Source organism: Tahibacter sp. (genome assembly GCF_032229445.1).
Taxonomy (GTDB): Bacteria; Pseudomonadota; Gammaproteobacteria; order Xanthomonadales; family Rhodanobacteraceae; genus Tahibacter.
Map to the genome: position 1 here is coordinate 35,310 of NZ_JAVTWC010000127.1, position 18,338 is coordinate 53,647.

Below are 18,338 nucleotides of genomic sequence, written 5' to 3' on the forward strand. Positions count from 1 at the left end.
GCGGGGAAAGGCGGAAGTTTACGGGACCGTGTCGGGGAAGCGGGATCGTGGGACCGGGATTCCTTAACGTCCGGTCAGGTCGGCCGCCGGACGGGGCATGCCGCGCGCCGCGCGGCGCAGGCCGTCGCAACGTCGGGTCTGCTAGATTGCGAAGGACTTTCCAAGGTTCCCGCCATGTCGAGCAGCAACCAGTTCGCCCTGCTGAAATCACGCCGCTTCGCGCCGTTCTTCTGGACCCAGGCCCTGGGTGCGTTCAACGACAACGTGTTCAAGAACGCGCTCGTGATCATGGCCGTGTACCAGATCGCCGCCCACGATCCCGTGCGCGCGGCCACTTACACCAATCTCGCCGCCGCGCTGTTCATAGCGCCATTCCTGCTGTTCTCGGCCACGAGCGGGCAGCTGTCGGACAAATACGACAAGGCCCGGCTCGCGCAGCTGGTCAAGCTGCTGGAGGTCGCGATCATGGTCATCGCGCTGTTCGGCTTCCTCGCCAAGAGCCTGCCGCTGCTGATGACCATGCTGTTCATGATGGGCCTGCACTCGACACTGTTCGGGCCGCTCAAGTACGGCCTGCTGCCGCAGGTACTCGATTCGAGCGAACTGGTCGGCGGCAACGGCCTGATCGAGATGGCGACCTTCCTCGCGATCCTGCTCGGCCAGAACCTCGGCGCGACCCTGATCAACATTCCCGACCACGGCGCCTGGCTGGTCGGTGCCGCGACCATCACGACGGCGTTGATCGGCCTTGCCTGTTCAATGCGCATGCCGACCGTCCCGGCACCCGATCCGAACCTCACGATCAACTGGAACCCGTTCAGCGAAACCTGGCGCAACGTTGGCTACATCCGCGGCAACCGCGCCGTACTGTTGTCCTGCCTCGGCATTTCCTGGTTCTGGTTCTTCGGCTCGGTGTTCATCACCCAGCTACCGACCTATGCCCAGCTCGTGATCGGCGGCAACGCGAATGTCTATACCTTCCTGCTGACCGTGTTCTCGCTCGGCATCGGCATCGGCTCGCTGCTGTGCGAACGGCTGTCCGGTCACAAGGTCGAGATCGGCCTGGTGCCGTTTGGTTCCATCGGCATGACCCTGTTCGGCGCCGACCTGTATTTTGCCAAGCCCGACCTCGCCGTGGTGCACGATCTGGGCGTCGCCGCGCTGCTCGCGCAGCCGTGGATCTGGCGCGTGCTGTTCGATCTGCTGCTCATGGCGGTGTTTTCGGGCTTTTTCATCGTGCCGCTGTTCGCGCTGATCCAGACGCGTTCGGATCCGTCACGGCGTTCGCGCGTAATCGCGGCCAACAACATCCTCAACGCGCTGTTCATGGTGGTCGCGGCCGGCCTGTCGACGGTGCTGCTCAATATCGCCGGGCTGTCGATCCCGCAGCTGCTGCTGGCCACGGCCGTGCTCAATGCCGTGGTGGCGATCTACATCTACACGCTCGTGCCCGAGTTCCTGATGCGGTTCCTGAGCTGGATCCTCGTCAACACGCTCTATCGCATCAGGCTCGACGGGCTGGATCACATTCCCGAGGAGGGTCCGGCGCTGCTGGTCAGCAACCATGTGAGCTTCATGGACGCGCTGATCATCGGCGGCAGCGTGCGCCGACCGGTACGCTTTGTGATGTATTACAAGATTTTCAATATTCCCGTGCTGAGCTTCATCTTCCGCACCGCCAAGGCAATCCCGATCGCGGGCTACAAGGAAAACCCGGAACTGCTGGCGAAAGCCTTCGAAGAGGTCGACAAGGAACTGGCCGAGGGAAATGTCGTGTGCATTTTCCCCGAAGGCGGCCTGACCAAGGACGGAGAGATCGCCGAGTTCAAGTCCGGCGTGGAGAAGATCCTCGAACGACGTCCGGTACCAGTGGTGCCGCTGGCGCTGCGCGGCCTGTGGGGCTCGATATTCAGTCGCCGCGACAGCGCGCTGGGCCGCTCGCGCCTGCCACGCCGCTTCTGGTCGCGCATCGGCCTGGCCGCGGGCGTGCCGGTGGCGGCGGAAAACGCCAGCGCGGAAACCCTCGAAGCTCAGGTACGCGCGTTGCGCGGCGCCGATGCCTGAGTCAACCGCATCCTCGGCGCGGCCGCGGCGCCTCCTGCTGCTCAGTGTTTCCGCCGGCGCCGGCCACGGCCGTGCCGCGGATGCGCTGTGCGCCGCGGCACAGGCCGATTTCGGCGCGCAGACACTGCATCTGGACGTGATGGACTACGTCCCCGGTGCTTTCCGAAAACTGTATACGGATTTCTATTTGCGCCTGGTGGACAAATTCCCGGCACTGTGGGCGCAGCTCTACCGCATCACCGACAAAACCCCTCCGGACGCCATGCCGGCGCGCCTGCGCCGCGCAATCGAGCGGCTCAACGCGCGCAGCCTGCTTGGCGCCATCGCCGATTTCGCGCCGGACGTGATCATCTGCACGCACTTCCTGCCCGCCGAACTGCTGGCGCGCGAACAGACGCTGGCACGGCTGACGTGCCCGGTGCATGTGCAGGTCACCGACTTCGACCTGCACGCGCTGTGGGTGATACCGCGGCTGGCCGGCTATTTCGCCGCCAGCGACGAAGTCGCCGCGCGCATGCGCGCTCGCGGCCTGCCGGCGGAACGCATCCACGTCAGCGGCATTCCGATCATGCCGGCGTTTGCGCAGGTGCCGGACCGGCAGACCTGCGCGGCCGCGGCAGGCCTCGATGCGAGCCGGCCGATCGTGTTGCTGATGGGCGGCGGCGCCGGTGTAGGCGCGCTGGACGAGGCCGCCGAAGGGCTGCTGCGGCTGGATCTCGATTTCCAGCTCGTCGCCCTGGCCGGTCGCAACGAGGCCATGCTCGAGCGCCTGCAGCGCATCGCCGCACAGCACCCGCAGCGACTGTTCCCGCAGGGCTTCACCCGTACCATCGAGCGACTCATGGGTTGTGCCGACTTCGCGATCGGCAAGCCGGGCGGACTGACCACCTCCGAGTGCCTGGCCCTGGGCCTGCCATTGATCGTGTTCGCACCGATCCCCGGCCAGGAGGAGCGCAACTGCGACTACTTGCTCGAACACGGCGCCGGACTCAAGGCGGTCGATGCGGTCGCGCTGGAATACCGCGTGCGTGCCCTGCTCGCCGAGCCGCAGCGGCTCGCACGCATGCGCGACAACGCGCGCCGCCTGGGCCGGCCACACGCGGCGCATCAGGTGTTGCAGCAGGTCTTTGCGCCGACCTGAAAGTCGGCCGCACGCGCCGCGTTCGGTTTCCCCGGCTTTGGGCGTTGTCCCCTGGTCGGATGTTCCTACGTGTTTGGCGGAAACACGTCAACGCACGTGCGCTGCGCCAAGCACGTCACAACAGGCCTCACCGGCTTGAGCGAGGCTCCGCGCCGTCCGGCAGGCTATTGCAAATAGTCTGCTGGGGCGATCCGGGGATGGATCGCCCGATTGTTGATCGCGCCGGCGGTCGACGGTCGGAGAACGTGGGCGAACCCCGCTTGCACCGTTCGATTGAGAAAGCGGCATGAGCCGCTTTTTCGACAAATTGACTGGGGAGGACATTCATGCGTTTGCATCACGTTCGTTGCGCAGCCACTGCGGCCGCGTTGTTCCTGGCCACGGCCGCGGCCGCTCAACAGCTGCCCAATCCCATCCTGTTCGTCACCCAGTACCCGGTTCCGGAGGACTTCGCGACCATCGGTGCGGTGTTCGCCAACCATCGCGGCGGCGTGGACGTGGCCGGCCGCGGCGGCGATCTGTACATCCGCTACCCCAACGGCAGCCTGCGCAACCTGACCCTGGAGGCTGGCCGCGGCAACAGCGGCCCGCAGCGCGAGAACTCGATCGCAGTGCGCGACCCGGCAGTGTCCTGGGACGGCACCAAGGCCATCTTCAGCATGGTCACGGGCGCGCCGCCGCAGCAGTACCAGTATGTGGATTCGTATTGGCAGCTCTACGAAGTCACCGGCCTCGCCCAGGGCCAGACAGCGACCATCACCAAGGTTGCCAACCAGCCGGCGAACCGCAACAACATCAGCCCGATCTACCTCAGCGACAGCAGCATCGTCTTCGTCAGCGACCGCACGCGTAATGGCGCAAACCATCTGTATCCGCAGCTCGACGAGTACGAATCGACACCGACGCCAACCGGGCTGTGGCGCCTGCGGCCGGCAACCGGACAGCTGGACCTGCTGCAGTATTCGGTCTCCGGCGCGTTCAATCCGCTCGTCGACAGTTTCGGCCGCGTGCTGTTCACGCGCTGGGACCATCTGCAGCGCGATCAGCAGAACGATTCGGCGAACAACGACTACGGCACCTTCAACTGGAGCAGCGAGGCGCCGAATGCGCCGGCGACGGCCGACCGCAGCGAGGTGTTCCCGGAACCGCGTGTGAGCGTGAACGGCTCGGGCGTGAACGGCCACACCATCAACCATTTCTTTCCGTGGATGGTGAACCAGGACGGGACCGAAGAAGAGACGCTGAACCATGTGGGCCGGCACGAGCTGCACAGCTACTTCAACCGCAGCTCGAATGATCCGGCGCTCAGTGAATTCATTGCTCCGGGCAACAGCAACCGCATTCTCAATGTCTTGCAGATGCGCGAGGACCCGACCACGCCGGGCCGCTACTACGGCATCGACGCGCCGGAGTTCTATACGCATGCCTCGGGCCAGCTGCTGCGCATCGACGCCGGTCCGAACGTGAATCCGGCCCTGGTCAGCGCGACCTGGCTCAACCCGCGCGTCAACATCAATTTCAGCCCGGACTACGCGCCGGTCCCTCAGCCGCAGGATTTCACCGGCCGCTTCCGCAACCCGCTGCCGCTCAGCGACGGCCAGCTCGTTGCCGCACACGCGACGCAATGGCGCGAGGCCGGCAACGACGGTACGCGCACGGCGCCGCAACCTCGGTACCAGTTCCGCCTCAAGCGTCTGGTCGCGGGTCCCGGCGGCTACTACGTCGCAGCCGAAAACCTCACGGCCGGCATCAGCAAGAACGTGAGCTTCTGGGATCCGGACTACGAGGTCAGCTACAACGGACCGATGTGGGAACTCTCGCCAGTCGAGGTGCGCGCACGCACGGTACCGCCAAGCACGGCCCTGCAGCTGCGTGCGCCGGAGCAGGCCGCCTTCAGCGCCGAGAACGTCGACGTAAGCGCCTTCCGCAACTACCTGCGTTCGAACGGGCTCGCCCTGCTCGTGGTGCGCAACACGACGACGCGCGACCGCGTGGACAAGCAGCAGCCGTACAACCTGCGTGTCCCCGGTGGCGTGCAGACCACCGCCAGCGGCGGCGGCCAGCTCTACGACATCGCCCACATGCAGTTCTTCCAGGGCGACCAGATCCGCGGCCTCGGCGGCATGGCGACGCCGAATGCCGGTCGGCGCGTGCTGGCGCAGACGCTGCACGACAAGCCGGCGATGCATGCGAATCCCGCCAACCCGGGCGGGCCGGCGGGCAGCACGCTGATCGCGAGTGACGGGTCGGTCGCGGCCTTCGTGCCGGCCCAGCGCGCACTGGCCTGGCACGCGACCGCGCCAGACGGCACGCCCGTCGTGCGCGAGCGCTACTGGATCAGCTTCCAGCCCGGCGAAATCCGGGCCTGCGATGGTTGCCACGGCGTAAACCAGCAGAATCAGGCAACGCCCTCGGCGCCGGCCGCAACCAACACGCCACTGGCCCTTCGCCAGTTGCTGGCGCGCTGGCGCGACAAGCAGGTCGATCTGATCTTCACGAACGGCGTCGAAGAGCGGCGCTGAAGGGGAAAGAGCACGCGCGCCGGTTCGTTCCCGCGCGCTCCGCCGTTTCGCACCGCGCGCAGGGACGCGCGCAACACACACGGACGCCACGAGCGACGACCGCGGCGGCACGGGCCACGGTCACGCGGTACGCAGACCTCGTCCGACGCTAGGCAAATCCGCCAAGCACGAGCAGTCCGGTCACGGCCAGCCAGACGATAAGCACGCGCACCAGAAGCTGGCGCGCATCGGCCAGCTCGATCAGCGGATCGTTGACATCTTCCGCATAACCATCGCCGGCGATCACGTCGGCATCGACGCTGGCGCGCGCGATAGCGGAAAGAAAGCCGAGGTCGAGGCTGAAATAACCCTTGCCCATGCGCTCGTGCCAGTTCTTCCAGGTATGGAAAACCGCGTCGAAATCCGAGGCTATGGCAAGCGCGAACGCCATCAGGTGGGCCGGTGCCCAGTCCAGCAGCAGACTCAGGCGCCGCGCCAGCTGGCGGCCTTCGCCGGTCTGCAACTCGGCCAGTCCCGGCGACCAGGCCAGCAGCTGTGCCAGGCGGTACAGCAGCGCGCCGCAGGGTCCCAGCAGCAGGAACCAGAACAGCACGCCGAACCAGCGCTTGAGCGCGGACTGGAAGGTCGCATCGACCAGCGCCGGCGCCTCGAATGCGAGGGCGCCCTCGTCACCGTCCGGCCGCAGCCACTGCGCCGCGGCCACGCGGCGCTCGCTGTCGGGCGCCTTGACCACCGCATCGATGTCCTCGGACAGATCGCGCGGCCCCCAGCTGTACCACAGAACGCAGACCGCGAACGCGAAGGACAGCAGACCGAACATCCAGCCGCCGAGCAGGCGCTGGAAAAGTAAACAAAGCAAGACCGGGACAACTATTGCCAGCACACTGCGTGCGCCGCCACCGATTCTGGCCAGCACCCCGAGCCAGACGCGCAGGCGGCTGAAGTCGCGCCAACGGGACAGGTCCGGCAGCCCCTGGGCCAGAGCGAAGACGACGAGGACGGCAAGCAGATGAATGGCCATGGCTCAGGCGCTTGGAAGGTTGCGCCGATTGTAGCGGGCTGGCGTCACCCGCAGGCCGCTGGGAAACAACTTGCTACGGGCCTTTCGGCTTGATCCAGGGCTCGTCGTTCATGAGCGCGGACAGCTCGAGGCCGCCGGTTTCGCGCAGCCAGTGCTCGATCAGTCGATTCGATACCGACAGCGGCGGCGGCAGCACGAGACTACGGTCAGCCAGACCACGCACGATGTCGTCGACCTCGAACCAGCGCGCCTCGGCCAGCTCGGCACCGACGTTGATGGCCGGATCGCTGGCGCGCGCGCTGAAACCCAGCATCAGCGAGGCCGGGAACGGCCACGGCTGCGAGGAGTGGTAGTCGCTCTCGTCGACGCGCACGCCGGCCTCCTCGAACACCTCGCGGCGCACTGCGTCTTCCAGCGATTCTCCGGGCTCGACGAAACCCGCAAGGGTGGACCAGCGCCCGTCGGGCCATCCCGGCTGGCGGCCGAGCAGACAGGCATCGCGCCATCCTACGATGACGATGATGGCCGGATCGGTGCGCGGAAAATGCTCCAGCCCGCAGGCCGGATTGGTGCACAGCGCCTTGTGACCGGCCGAAACCAGAGTGGTCGCATGACCACAGGCGCCGCAGAAGCGCACACGCGTCTGCCAGAACAGCAGCGCGCGCGCATAGGCGAACAGACCGGCGTCGAAGGCCGGCAGGCTCAGGCCCGCGGCGCGCAGATCCATCCAGCGCCCTTGCAATGCGCTCGCCGATTCGGCACCGCCGGCTTGCGACGCCGCAGCGACGAAGTAGCTGGCCTCGTCGGTCGCGCCGAGGAACGCAATGGCCGCGTCGGGCCAGTGCGCAGAACGCTCCGATTCGCCGAGGAATCTCAGGCCGCCGCGATCGGCACGGGCCAGGCCGCGGCCATCCGGGTCGACCACGACGTAACGCGCGCGCCCGTCGCCACGCCGCGCCGAAATCCACTCCACATCGTCGCGGCGCTCGGCGGCGCGTTCCAGCGCGAGCGCCGCGAACACGTTGCCGCGGCTGCGTAGACTGGCACTCACGCCGGACCCGACACGTCGACTCAGACCGTAAACGACGACCCGCAGCCGCAGGTCGTCTTCGCGTTCGGATTGCGGATGACGAACTGCGCGCCGGTCAGTGATTCGGTGTAGTCGATCTCCGCACCCATGAGGTATTGCAGCGACAGCGGGTCGACGACCAGGGTGACGCCGCCGTTCTCGATCGCGAGGTCGTCCTCGGAGCGCTCCTCGTCGAAACTGAAGCCGTACTGGAAGCCCGAGCAGCCGCCGCCACTGATCGCGACGCGCAGCTTGAGCTGCGGGTTGCCTTCCTCGGAAATGAGTTCGCGCACCTTGTGTGCCGCCGCGTTGCTGAAGATCAGCGGCTGGTCGAGCGCGGTCTGATAACTCGGTGTTTCACTCATGGGAACGGCCAGCAGGAAATCGGGTGGCTACATCGGGGCGCCGCGCGCGCTATCAAGCCGGCTTCGCACCAGCGGCGGCCGGTCCTTCTGGCGCCGGCAGGCGCTTGGGCGCCTCGGCCTGGTGAATCATCTTGCCATTGATCTGGGCGCCGGCGGCCATCTCCAGCACCTTGTAGAAGATATTGCCTTCGATGCGCGCCGCTTCGGCCAGTTCCAGGCGCTCGGCCGCATGCACGTCGCCCTTAACTTCACCGTTGAGCACGACACGCGGCGCATGGATCTCGCCGATCACGGTTCCCTGGTCGCTGAGCGTGAGGCAGGCGTCGTCGCCTTCCGCGCGCAGCGTGCCTTCGATGCGGCCCTCGAGATAGATCGCGCCGCTGAAGGTCAGGTCGCCACGGATGGTCGTGCCTCTGGCGATCAACGTCGTGGCGCCATAGGACGACGACTTGCCGTTGCTTTTCTTACTGCTGAACATTGCTGCTCTCCTCGGCGGCCTGAGCTTCGCTCCAGGCAAATCCTTGTTCGACCCGGCCACCGCCCCCCGTAGCCTCGGCAACCACCTTGATGCGATTCGGGGAAAAACCCGCGGGCAGCATCACCGTGCCCGACACGCGCTGGAAATATTTGAACGCAAACGGCAGCCCGGCACTGTCGCCAGCCGCAAGATCGATCCAGGTCAGATTCCTGAGCTGGCCGTTGGCAACGCCTTCGATCGAAATCTGCACGCGGCCTTCGCTGTTCTGCGAGCGCTTCATGTTCTGGGTGAGCGTGACCACGACATTCCAGGCGCTGGAATCCCTGACCGACTCGACATGCACCGAATGCACCGACAAGCCTTCACGGCGCGCGCCACCGCCGACGAGACGGCTGTAGAAGCCCAGGTCGGTGCGCAGGCCGGCGATTTCTTCCTCGCGCTCACGCAGAGTCTGCTGCAGATCGGAACTGGCGACGCGATCGACCTGATCGGCGCGCTCGAGCACAGCCACGCGCAGCTTCAGTGCCTCGTTCTCGGTGCGAGCCTGTTCGAACTCGACCGGGTCGGGGCCGGTGTCGGGCCTCTGCGCCAGCAACCAGGTCGCCAGCGCGGCAAGGGCGAGGCTGCCCAGCCACAGCACGACCACCAGCAGCAGACGACGCCGCGCCGCGCGGGGATCATGCTGCTGGACGATGAATCGCGGAGAGGCACTGCGTGACATGGGAAAGGGCCGGAACGCTTGCCTGCAGCGGAAAGCGGACTCATCGAGAGGAAAGCAGGGTGCCGGGCCTTATAGCCCCCCACCCCAGCGCGGTCAAGCCGGTCATCGGGGCCGCTATACTGCCCGCCCCGCCGATAAGACGCATCCGCCATGCTCTGGCTCAAGGCCTTTCACATCGTCGCCGTGGTGACCTGGTTCGCCGGCCTTCTCTACCTGCCGCGCCTGTTCGTGTATCACGCCGAGGCGACCGAGCCGGTCGTGCGCGAACGCTTCAAGGTCATGGAACGGCGCCTGCTGGTGATGACGAATATCGGCGCGACGCTGACCTTCATCTTCGGCGTGGCGACACTGACATGGTGGCTCATGCATGTGCCAGGCTACATGAAACTCAACTACTGGCTGCACGCCAAGCTCGTGCTGGTGTTTTTCCTCTACGGCTATCACGGCCATCTCGCCCGGCTCACGCGGGAGTTCGCCGAGGACCGCTGCACACGCTCCTCGCGCTGGCTGCGCATCTACAACGAGGTGCCGGCACTGTTGCTGATCGGCATCGTGATCCTCGTGGTGGTGCAGCCGTTCAAGGGCGTGGGCTGAGCCTTCGCAAGCGGACGCCACCGGCCGCGCGGGCACACGCCCACCGGTAATCCGGACTTCTTCGGCGCAGCGGTGTCGTATACATTGCAGCACCGCCGCGCGTCATCGGCTCGCGCAGCAGTGATCCGGCCATCACGGCACGCATGCTATATTGCCGCGAACTGGATGGAGTGCGGGTCTCGCGAATGCATAAGCAGGACGACTCCCAGCAGAGCGCGGAACTGCGACAGGCCTTCCTGCGGCATCTGCCCAAGCGGCTGGACACGCTGACCCGCCGCGGCCTTCGTCAGGCACGCGACGGCTGGGACATCAATAGCCTGAGCTTGATCTTCCGCGAAGTGCAGACCCTGGCCGGCGCCTGCGGACGCTATGGACTGCTCGACTTGGCGGAAAAGCTCTTTGCGATCGAATCGGCGCTCGCCGACGACCTCGAGCAAGTACGCATCCCGGACGCGCAGATATCGGCGGCGGTTGCTGCTCTGTTTGACGACGTACGCGAGATTGCCAGCGCGCGAGCTGCGGCTCCCGTAGCGGACGGACGGCTCAGCGTTTCACCCGCCGAGCTCGACCGAAGCGAGAACGGCTATCCGTTACAACTTGTGCCTCCGGCCGACTATTGGATGCGCTTCCCGGACGTGCCGGCTGCGACCAGCAACGTGGTGCCACTGCCGACTCCCGTCGCCGTCGAGCCCGCGATACAGCAACCGGCGGCGCCAGTTGCTCCGCCCGCCGTTGAAAGACCCGCCGAACCGCCACCCGCCGATGCTGCGCCGCGCAGCCCCGCCAGTACGAGCCACGCCCGCAAGGTCTACCACCTGACCGACGGCAGCCCTCTGGCCTGCGAGATCGATCAGAAGTGGAGCTGTCGGGGTACGAACTGTCGCTGCTCGACCACGTCGACGAAGTCGTCGAGATGATAGGAACGTTTCCACCGCACCTCCTCGTCGTCGACGCGCACTTTCTGGGCGAACTCGACCGGCTCGGCGAAGCGCTCAAATCGGCACGCGCACGCACCAGCCATCGCGTCGCGATGCTGGCCATGTCCGATCAGGCCGATCTCGATGTCCGCCTACGTGCCATGCGCGCGGGAGCCGACGCATTCATACCGTTGCCGACGCAAACCGGCGACGTGATGGCACGGATTGCCGAGCTGACCGAATCCGACCAGACCGATCCCTACCGGATCATGATCGTCGAGGACGATCGGTCGCAGGCCATGTTCGCCGAGTCCATCCTGCGCAAGGCCGGCATGCAGACGATGATGGTCACCGATCCGCTTGCCGTGCTCAATGACATCGATGCATTCAACCCGGACCTCATCCTCATGGACCTGTACATGCCCGGCTGCTCGGGCATGGAACTGACTGCCATCATCCGCGAACGCGAGGCGTTCGTTTCCACACCCATCGTGTTCCTGTCGGGCGAAAGCGATGCCGACAAGCACTTCGAGGCGCTCAATGCCGGCGGCGACGATTTCCTGTCCAAGCCGATCCGTCCCAAGCACCTGATCTCGGCGGTGACCAACCGCCTTCGGCGCGCGCGTCATATCCGCCGACGCGCGCAGAACCAGAACCCGCGCGATCCAATCACTGGCATGTATGAGCGCGCGCACGTGCTCGACCGCATCAACGCAAAGCTCGCCGCCGAAGAAGCGGTCGCCCAGCGCGGCGGCCTGCTGTTCGTCGATCTCGACGACGCGACCAACCTGCGCGAGCAGGTAGGCCTTATCGGTTTCGACAGACTGCTTGGCCAGATCGGCGCGTTTCTCGCCACGCACCTGGACGCGAGCGAGCTCGTCACGCGCTTCGGCGACACCAGCTTCATCGTGTTGAGCCCGGAACGCGGCGCGGCCGATCTGGCGACAGGCAGCCGCGACCTCGTCGATCGTGTCGCGCGCGAGCGTTTCGATGTCGACGGCCAGAACTACCGCGTCGCGTTGCGTGTCGGCATCTGTCCGTTCTCCGCCAACCTCGGGGATGCCGGCGCCATGCTGACGTCGGCCGAACGCGCGATGAGTGACACGCGCCGAGTGGAGGACAACAGCGTCGGGGTCTTCATGGTCAAGCCCAGCGGCGACGCCGCGCTGGTCGAGAATCTTCGCGCGGCCCTGCGCAGCGATTCGTTCCATCTCGTGTTCCAGCCCATCGCCGCGCTCGCCAGCGACGACGAGGGCGAGACCGACGAGCAGTTCCAGGCCCTGCTGCGCCTGCACGGCGACGACGGCAAGGTGCTTACGGCGAGCCATATCGTGCCGATTGCGGAGCAGGCCGGCCTCATCGACGAGATCGATCGCTGGGTGCTGGGCCGTTGCCTCATGGTGCTGTCCGAACGCGCACGCCAGGGCAGGCCGGTGCGGCTATTCGCGAGCCAGTCACTGGCGGCGGCGCGCGATCCCTCCCGCGTGGGCTGGCTACGCCAGCAGCTCGAGACACGTCGCATTGCCGGCAGTCGGCTCGTACTGGAGCTGCGCCTGCCGCAGGACCGCGCCGACCGCGAGGTGGTCGCCAGCTTCGCCGCGGCGGTCCACCAGATCGGTGTCGGCCTGTGCCTCGCCGGCGCAGTGCCCAACGAAGCGGCAGAGGCGGCTATCCAGCATCTGACGGTGGACTTCATCAAGATCGCACCGGAGTGCGTTGCCGATCGTAGCCTGCACATGCGCGACGAGCTGCGCAGGCTCGTGCATATGGCGCACGACCACGGCCGCCGCGTTATCGCGCCACGCATCGAGGATGCGCAAAGCGCGGCTACGCTATGGACCATCGGCGTCGATTTCATCCAAGGCAATTTCGTGCAGCACGAGGCGCAGAGTCTCGACTACGATTTTAGTGCCGCTACGGGATAGGACTGCAGTATCACGGGGACCAGGCGGATCGGCGCGCAGGCGTTCCGGCCGCCGCTGACGAGGGATGAGCATGGGGGATTGGAAACGACTCGCCGGAGCCATGCGCTGGAGCGGCCTCGCGGTCGTGATCAGCGTCAGCCTTGTCGGCCTGATCCTGATACCGCCGCCGCACAATTACTGGCTCGCGCCCCTTTTGCTGGTCGGCGGCCTGCTGCTGTTTTTCGCTGCGCAGAGTGGTGGCGAATTGCAGCCGGCGGAAACGTATCTGCCGCCGCGCCAGCCGGCGGCGGCGCCGCTCGGAACTTCGCCGGTGGATTCGCCGGCGCTGCAGGCGGAAGTCGACGAGCTGCGTCAGGTGCAACAGGACCTCATGAAGGCCAAGCACGACGCGGAAGCGGCGATGATGGCCAAGAGCGAGTTCCTGGCGACCATGAGCCACGAGATCCGTACACCGCTCAACGGCGTGATCCCGCTGCTCGATATCGTGCTTTCGACCAAGCTCGCTCCAGACCAACGTGATTACCTGCTGACCGCGTATCGCTCGGCGCGCGAACTGCTGCGCATCGTCGACGACATCCTCGACTACTCCAAGATCGAAGCGAACAAGCTCGAACTCGAAGCAGTCGGCATCAACCTGCGCGAAGTGCTGGATGCGGTCAAGCGCCTGATGGAGAAAGCCGCGGAAGGCAAAGGTTTGACCTTCTCCGTCACGATAGAACCAGCCGTCCGCCTGGCAGTACGCGGCGACCCGGTGCGCCTGCGCCAGGTGCTGACCAACCTCGTCAGCAACGCCATCAAGTTCACCGAGCGCGGCAGTGTGTCAATCCGTGTTTCGCGGCGCGGCGAAACGCGTACCCACAACGAGGTGATGTTCCAGGTGCAGGACACGGGCATCGGCATAGCGCCCGAGGCGGCAGACAAGCTGTTCCAGGCATTTTCCCAGGCAGACGCGTCGACCACACGCATACACGGCGGCACCGGTCTGGGGCTGGTCATCTGCAAACGCATCATTGATCTGATGGGCGGCAAGATCGGGGTCAAATCGGAGCTCGGACGCGGTTCCACGTTCTGGTTCAGCGTGCCGTTTCTCAAAGCCGTGGGTGACGGCCCGAGCGCGCGTACGGATCTGGGCGGTGCGCGCGCACTGGTTGTGGTCGACGATGCCACCGCGCAGCGGCGCATAAGCAGCTATCTTTCGGCGTGGGGCATACAGTTCACGACGACCAATGTCGCCGCCGAGGCATTGGCGAAGCTGCGCAGCGCCGCGCAGATGGGGGATAGCTGGGCCGTGGATTTGCTCGTGGTCGATCTGGCAAGCATGCGCGGCAATCCGGTGGCACTGCTGCGCAACGTGGTGCGCGAGCCCACGCTGGAGCGCGTGCGCTTCGCTTTCCTTGCCGGTGCGGATGAGATACCCGTCGAATTGCGCCAGGACAGCCGCTCGGCCGTCGTCGCGGCGGGCTATGCCGACGCGGAACTGCGTGCGGCGTTGAACGGACTGCTCGCCGTGCAGCAGGGCGGCGCGCGTGAAGAGGCGGTGCTGGACCAGCTTGGCGAACTGCTGGAGCCGGGCGTTCATCTGGCCACGCCCGAGCCGGTCGCGACACCGCTGAGCGGCCATGTTTTGCTGGTCGAGGACAATCCGGTCAATCGCCAGGTCGCGCAACGCATTCTGACGTTGCTGGGCCTGAGCCTGGAGCTGGCCGAGAACGGAAAGGAGGCGTTGGAAAAAATCGACGTCAGCCGATTCGATCTCGTTTTGATGGACTGCCAGATGCCGGTCATGGACGGCTACACGGCGACCCGCATCCGGCGCACGCGTGAGGCGGAAAATCGCCTGCCGCGCATTCCCATCATCGCAATGACCGCCAACGCCATGGCCGGCGATCGGGAAAAGTGCCTGGGTGCCGGCATGGACGAATACCTGTCCAAACCGATGAATCGCGGCCTGCTCGAAACCACGCTGCGCAAATGGCTGCCCAAGCAGGCGCAGAGCCGTACCGCGGTGTCCGAGTCTGTGGTGCCGGCAACTCGCGCGCCGCCGCCGACGGCCAAGGTGACGGCAGCCGCCCCCCTGGCTGCAGGTCCGGCGGTTGCTCTCGGTGAAGCGAGCGCACCGGTCAATCCGTTAGGCGCTCGCGACGGCGCGGCACTGGACCAGGAAATCGTGCGCGATCTGCTGGACGTGATGGGCGAAGAATTCACCGAGCTGGTCGGCGTGTATCTCGAAGACACGCCGAAGAATCTGGCGTTGCTCGAAACCGCCGCGGGACGCAACGACTCCAACGGTCTGATCGCACCCTCTCACTCGTTGAAGTCGACCAGTGCCAACCTCGGTGCAATGACCCTTGCGGAAATCGCCAAGCGCATCGAACACGAGGCGCGCAGCGGCACGCTCGCCAACCCGGCAGGACTGGTGCGTGACCTGACGCGCGAATACGGCCGGGTCTCGGCCGAACTGCGTAACCTGCTCGCACGCAGCGGCGGCTGAAACGACGGAGCGGATGAAGCCCGCTCCGTCATGCGCATCAGCTACCGATCTTTTTCTGCAGGTAACTTGCTTCACCCAGCTGTTTCATCAGGTTGAGCTGGGTCTCCAGCCAATCGATGTGCTCTTCCTCGGACTCGAGGATGTGTTCGAACAGCTCGCGACTGATGTAGTCGCCGACCTTCTCCGCCTCGGCGATTGCCACCCGCAGGTCAGGCACAGCCGCGTACTCGAGCTTGAGATCGCATTCGAGGCATTCACGCGGCGTTTCGCCGATTAGGATCTTGCCGAGGTTCTGCAGGTTGGGCAGTCCTTCGAGAAAAAGGATGCGCTCGATCAGCTTGTCCGCATGCTTCATCTCGTCGATCGATTCCTTGTATTCGTGATCGGCGAGATCCTTGAAGCCCCAGTTCTTGAACATGCGTGCATGCAGGAAATACTGGTTGATCGCAGTCAATTCGTTGTAGAGCGCCTTGTTGAGGTGCTCGATGATCTTGGGGTCGCCCTTCATGGCCGGTGCTCCGTGGGAATCGGCGGCGACTATAGCGCCCACCGCATGGCCGCGAAGAAATGCGAATTGGATGCAATGCCTCTACCGTGACCCGCGTCGGCGCAACCTCGACCGCTGCTCCGTGCCGTCGAGCACGCCACGGAACGGACCCGAACCGCCGTTACGGTCCAGACGATTCCTGGAGGACCGGCGAGATGGAGGCTGCGCCGGACAAGCTTTGAAATGCCAGCCTGCCATCGCGCCGCCGGCTAACGAAAAGCAACGGCTCAGGCTGCGGCGAGTATCGGCAGTTCGAAAGCGCGCGCGTTGCGCGGCATCGCCTCATGCAGCACCTGCGCGGCAAAGTCGGCGCAGGCTCCGCAGCTGCCCGCGCAACCTGTACGCATGGTCAGTTCCGCCAGCGACCGAACGCCGTCGGAGGCGGCCTGGCGGATAGTCGTGTCGGTGATGCCGTTACAGATACAGACATACATGGCTGCAGCCCTCCAATGACGAGCATTGGACTGCAAATGCGAATGAGTGTCAACAACCTTCCGATCTGGCCTACGGGAGGAATGAACGAACGGATCAGCCCACCTCAGCCAGCACCGTCAATGTGGTGCGAAGCGCAACCGACGGGCCTTCAAGGCGCACCCGGCAGGCATTTTCGACGGTGGGGGCGAACTGGCGCAGCGCGCGTTCGTAGACCTGCCGTTTGAAGGTGACGACGTTCTGAGCCGGATACCAGAAATCCACCCAGCGCCAGATATCGAACTCCGGCTTTTCGTTTGCGTCCAGGCGCAAATGGCGCTCTTCACCCAGGAAGCGCAGAAGGAACCAGACCTGTTTCTGACCGATACAGACAGGCCGCTCATTGCGGCGCAGATAGCGGCGCGGCAATCGATACCGCAGCCACCCCGGCGTCGCGGCGAGCACCTCGACGTGTTCAGGGAACAACCCTGTCTCTTCCTGCAACTCCCGGTACATGGCCTCGAGCGGCGTTTCGTCGCTGCGCATGCCACCTTGCGGAAACTGCCAACCATCTCGGTTGATACGACGAGCCCAGAACAGTCGACCATCGTCCCGCAACAGGACTATGCCCACATTGGGCCTGTAGCCATCGGGATCGATCACCGGCCGACTCCAGAAAATACGTGCTGGATCGATTCTTCCACAGCGCACGCGGAGCCAGCAAGGCAGCGCGGCCATATCCGGCTTGACACGCGCCGGGCCAAAGCTACAATCCCCGCCCTTCTTTCGGGCACAATTGCCCCAGTGGCTAGGTAGCTCAGCCGGTCAGAGCGCGGCACTCATAATGCTGAGGTCGGCGGTTCGATCCCGCCTCTAGCCACCACTTTATTCCTTGCAACCTTGCCGATTCGCGGCAAGGCCCGGCCGCGGTGCTGATGGATCTGTTCAAGACATTCCAGATCGAAGCCGCGCACCGTCTGCCGGCGGTGCCCGCCGACCATAAATGTTCGCGCATGCACGGTCATTCGTTCCGTATCGAAGTGCATGTCTCCGGACCGGTAGACCCGCAACTCGGCTGGGTCATGGACTTTGCCGATATCAAGCAAGCGTTCGCGCCGATCTTCGATACCCTGGACCACCACTGCCTCAACGATATCGCCGGCCTGGAAAACCCGACCAGCGAAAATCTGGCCATCTGGATCTGGGCGCGGCTCAAACCCGGCCTGCCGCTGCTGAGCCGGATCCTGGTCCACGAAACGTGCACCTCGGGCTGCAGCTATGCGGGTCCGTAGCGATCTGTAAAAGCAGATAAGATTTACGCACTCATCTTGCAGGCGGTGCCATATGTGCCTATCGCGCTGGCTTGCGTTCTTGCTGCTGCTTACCGCTCCGGGGATACGGGCCGCCACGGTCGGTGGCCACGATTTCGCCGATCGCATCAACGTTCCGGGCGTGGGCACCAATCTGCGCCTTTCCGGCGCCGCCGTACTGGATCGTAACTTCGTTCCGTTTTACGCAGCCGCACTCTATTTACCAGCCTCGGTGCACAGCCTGGACCAGCTTCAGTCTGGCCTCAGCGCCTACCGCGTCACCGTGGTCTGGCAGATTCCGGCGCTTGATGAGACGCGCGTAGACGATTACTGGCGCAAAGCGTTCGCCACCGCAGCAGGGCCGGAACAGCTGAAGCGCATCCAATCTGGCGTCGAACGATTTGTCGATGTCTTTGCCGGCGCTCGTCATGGGCAGGTCATCTTGTTCGACTACATACCAGATGCCGGCATGCGCATCTTCGTGGACGACAAGCCCGCCGGACAGCTCGCTGGTGTCGAATTCAACTCCGTGCTTCTGTCGATCTGGATTGGCGAGAAGTCGCCGCGCGAGTTCCGAACCGCATTGCTGGCCGGCATCGACCGGAATTGACGCGCCGCGCAAATCAAGCCAATCGAAATTAATTGACTGTTAATCAATAGGTTAATCTGATTAACTGCCACCTGAGCCTAAATTCTTCAAATTTTCTGTTGCACCGCAACAAAACCCTCGTTATAGTGCGCCCCGTCACCCCACACACCGCC

At 65.0% G+C, this 18,338-nt stretch carries 17 protein-coding genes and 1 tRNA gene; 10 read left to right on the forward strand and 8 right to left on the reverse strand.

Features of this window, described 5'->3' with window-relative positions; genetic code table 11:
- Positions 1-174: 174 nt before the first annotated feature.
- From RUU78_RS24310 to RUU78_RS24320, 3 genes are all read left to right on the forward strand, one after another.
- Positions 175-2,064 (forward strand): MFS transporter, encoded by a 1,890-nt coding sequence (locus tag RUU78_RS24310; protein ID WP_313920359.1) that lies wholly within the window; start codon positions 175-177, stop codon positions 2,062-2,064.
- The gene (locus tag RUU78_RS24315; protein ID WP_313920360.1) at positions 2,057-3,205 is read left to right on the forward strand and encodes a glycosyltransferase; all 1,149 of its coding nucleotides are present in this window, start codon (positions 2,057-2,059) and stop codon (positions 3,203-3,205) included. Before RUU78_RS24310 ends, RUU78_RS24315 begins: the two co-directional genes overlap by 8 nt.
- Before the next feature lie 326 nt (positions 3,206-3,531).
- The gene (locus RUU78_RS24320; RefSeq protein ID WP_313920361.1) at positions 3,532-5,727 is read left to right on the forward strand and encodes a hypothetical protein; all 2,196 of its coding nucleotides are present in this window, start codon (positions 3,532-3,534) and stop codon (positions 5,725-5,727) included.
- A 148-nt stretch (positions 5,728-5,875) separates the two neighbouring features.
- On the opposite strand, the gene RUU78_RS24325 is transcribed toward RUU78_RS24320, so the two are convergent.
- The 5 genes from RUU78_RS24325 to RUU78_RS24345 all read right to left on the reverse strand — a co-directional run bounded on the left by RUU78_RS24325 (position 5,876) and on the right by RUU78_RS24345 (position 9,381).
- A complete protein-coding gene (locus RUU78_RS24325) occupies positions 5,876-6,748 on the reverse strand; it encodes a cobalamin biosynthesis protein (RefSeq protein WP_313920362.1) in 873 nt (290 codons plus the stop codon).
- Positions 6,749-6,821: 73 nt separating this feature from the next.
- Complete coding sequence (gene nudC, locus RUU78_RS24330) at positions 6,822-7,799, reverse strand: NAD(+) diphosphatase (protein ID WP_313920363.1); 978 nt, start codon at positions 7,797-7,799, stop codon at positions 6,822-6,824.
- 20 nt (positions 7,800-7,819) lie between these two features.
- Positions 7,820-8,182: an iron-sulfur cluster insertion protein ErpA gene (gene erpA, locus RUU78_RS24335; protein ID WP_313920364.1), complete on the reverse strand. Its 363-nt coding sequence runs from the start codon at positions 8,180-8,182 to the stop codon at positions 7,820-7,822.
- A gap of 52 nt (positions 8,183-8,234) precedes the next feature.
- Positions 8,235-8,660: a polymer-forming cytoskeletal protein gene (locus RUU78_RS24340; protein WP_313920365.1), complete on the reverse strand. Its 426-nt coding sequence runs from the start codon at positions 8,658-8,660 to the stop codon at positions 8,235-8,237.
- Positions 8,647-9,381, reverse strand: a complete 735-nt coding sequence (locus tag RUU78_RS24345) for a DUF6776 family protein (RefSeq protein WP_313920366.1) — start codon at positions 9,379-9,381, stop codon at positions 8,647-8,649. The genes RUU78_RS24340 and RUU78_RS24345 overlap by 14 nt, the downstream gene beginning before the upstream one ends.
- A gap of 150 nt (positions 9,382-9,531) precedes the next feature.
- On the opposite strand from RUU78_RS24345, the gene RUU78_RS24350 reads away from it, so the two are divergent.
- From RUU78_RS24350 to RUU78_RS24365, 4 genes are all read left to right on the forward strand, one after another.
- The gene (locus RUU78_RS24350; RefSeq protein WP_313920367.1) at positions 9,532-9,975 is read left to right on the forward strand and encodes a CopD family protein; all 444 of its coding nucleotides are present in this window, start codon (positions 9,532-9,534) and stop codon (positions 9,973-9,975) included.
- Positions 9,976-10,160: 185 nt separating this feature from the next.
- Positions 10,161-10,892 carry an Hpt domain-containing protein gene (locus RUU78_RS24355; RefSeq protein WP_313920368.1) on the forward strand — a complete coding sequence of 244 codons (732 nt, stop codon included), beginning with the start codon at positions 10,161-10,163 and terminating at the stop codon, positions 10,890-10,892.
- Positions 10,832-12,817 carry an EAL domain-containing protein gene (locus tag RUU78_RS24360; RefSeq protein WP_313920369.1) on the forward strand — a complete coding sequence of 662 codons (1,986 nt, stop codon included), beginning with the start codon at positions 10,832-10,834 and terminating at the stop codon, positions 12,815-12,817. The genes RUU78_RS24355 and RUU78_RS24360 overlap by 61 nt, the downstream gene beginning before the upstream one ends.
- Positions 12,818-12,887: 70 nt before the next feature.
- Positions 12,888-15,308 carry an ATP-binding protein gene (locus RUU78_RS24365; RefSeq protein ID WP_313920370.1) on the forward strand — a complete coding sequence of 807 codons (2,421 nt, stop codon included), beginning with the start codon at positions 12,888-12,890 and terminating at the stop codon, positions 15,306-15,308.
- Between the two features lie 37 nt (positions 15,309-15,345).
- Here RUU78_RS24365 and bfr read toward each other — a convergent pair whose 3' ends face one another.
- The 3 genes from bfr to RUU78_RS24380 form a co-directional block, all read right to left on the reverse strand.
- Positions 15,346-15,816, reverse strand: coding sequence for a bacterioferritin (bfr, locus tag RUU78_RS24370; RefSeq protein ID WP_313920372.1), 471 nt, complete (start codon positions 15,814-15,816; stop codon positions 15,346-15,348).
- 266 nt (positions 15,817-16,082) lie between these two features.
- Positions 16,083-16,289, reverse strand: a complete 207-nt coding sequence (locus tag RUU78_RS24375; RefSeq protein WP_313920373.1) for a (2Fe-2S)-binding protein — start codon at positions 16,287-16,289, stop codon at positions 16,083-16,085.
- A gap of 94 nt (positions 16,290-16,383) precedes the next feature.
- Entirely contained in the window at positions 16,384-16,929 is a 546-nt protein-coding gene (locus tag RUU78_RS24380; protein WP_313920375.1) for an RNA pyrophosphohydrolase, read from the reverse strand.
- A 143-nt stretch (positions 16,930-17,072) separates the two neighbouring features.
- Here RUU78_RS24380 and RUU78_RS24385 point away from each other — a divergent pair.
- The 3 genes from RUU78_RS24385 (at position 17,073) to RUU78_RS24395 (ending at position 18,186) form a co-directional block, all read left to right on the forward strand.
- A tRNA-Met gene (locus tag RUU78_RS24385) sits at positions 17,073-17,149 on the forward strand.
- 52 nt (positions 17,150-17,201) lie between these two features.
- Positions 17,202-17,558 (forward strand): 6-carboxytetrahydropterin synthase QueD, encoded by a 357-nt coding sequence (gene queD, locus RUU78_RS24390; protein WP_313920376.1) that lies wholly within the window; start codon positions 17,202-17,204, stop codon positions 17,556-17,558.
- A gap of 79 nt (positions 17,559-17,637) precedes the next feature.
- On the forward strand, positions 17,638-18,186 hold the full coding sequence (locus RUU78_RS24395) for a chalcone isomerase family protein (RefSeq protein WP_313920377.1): 549 nt from the start codon (positions 17,638-17,640) through the stop codon (positions 18,184-18,186).
- The last annotated feature ends 152 nt before the right edge of the window (positions 18,187-18,338 follow it).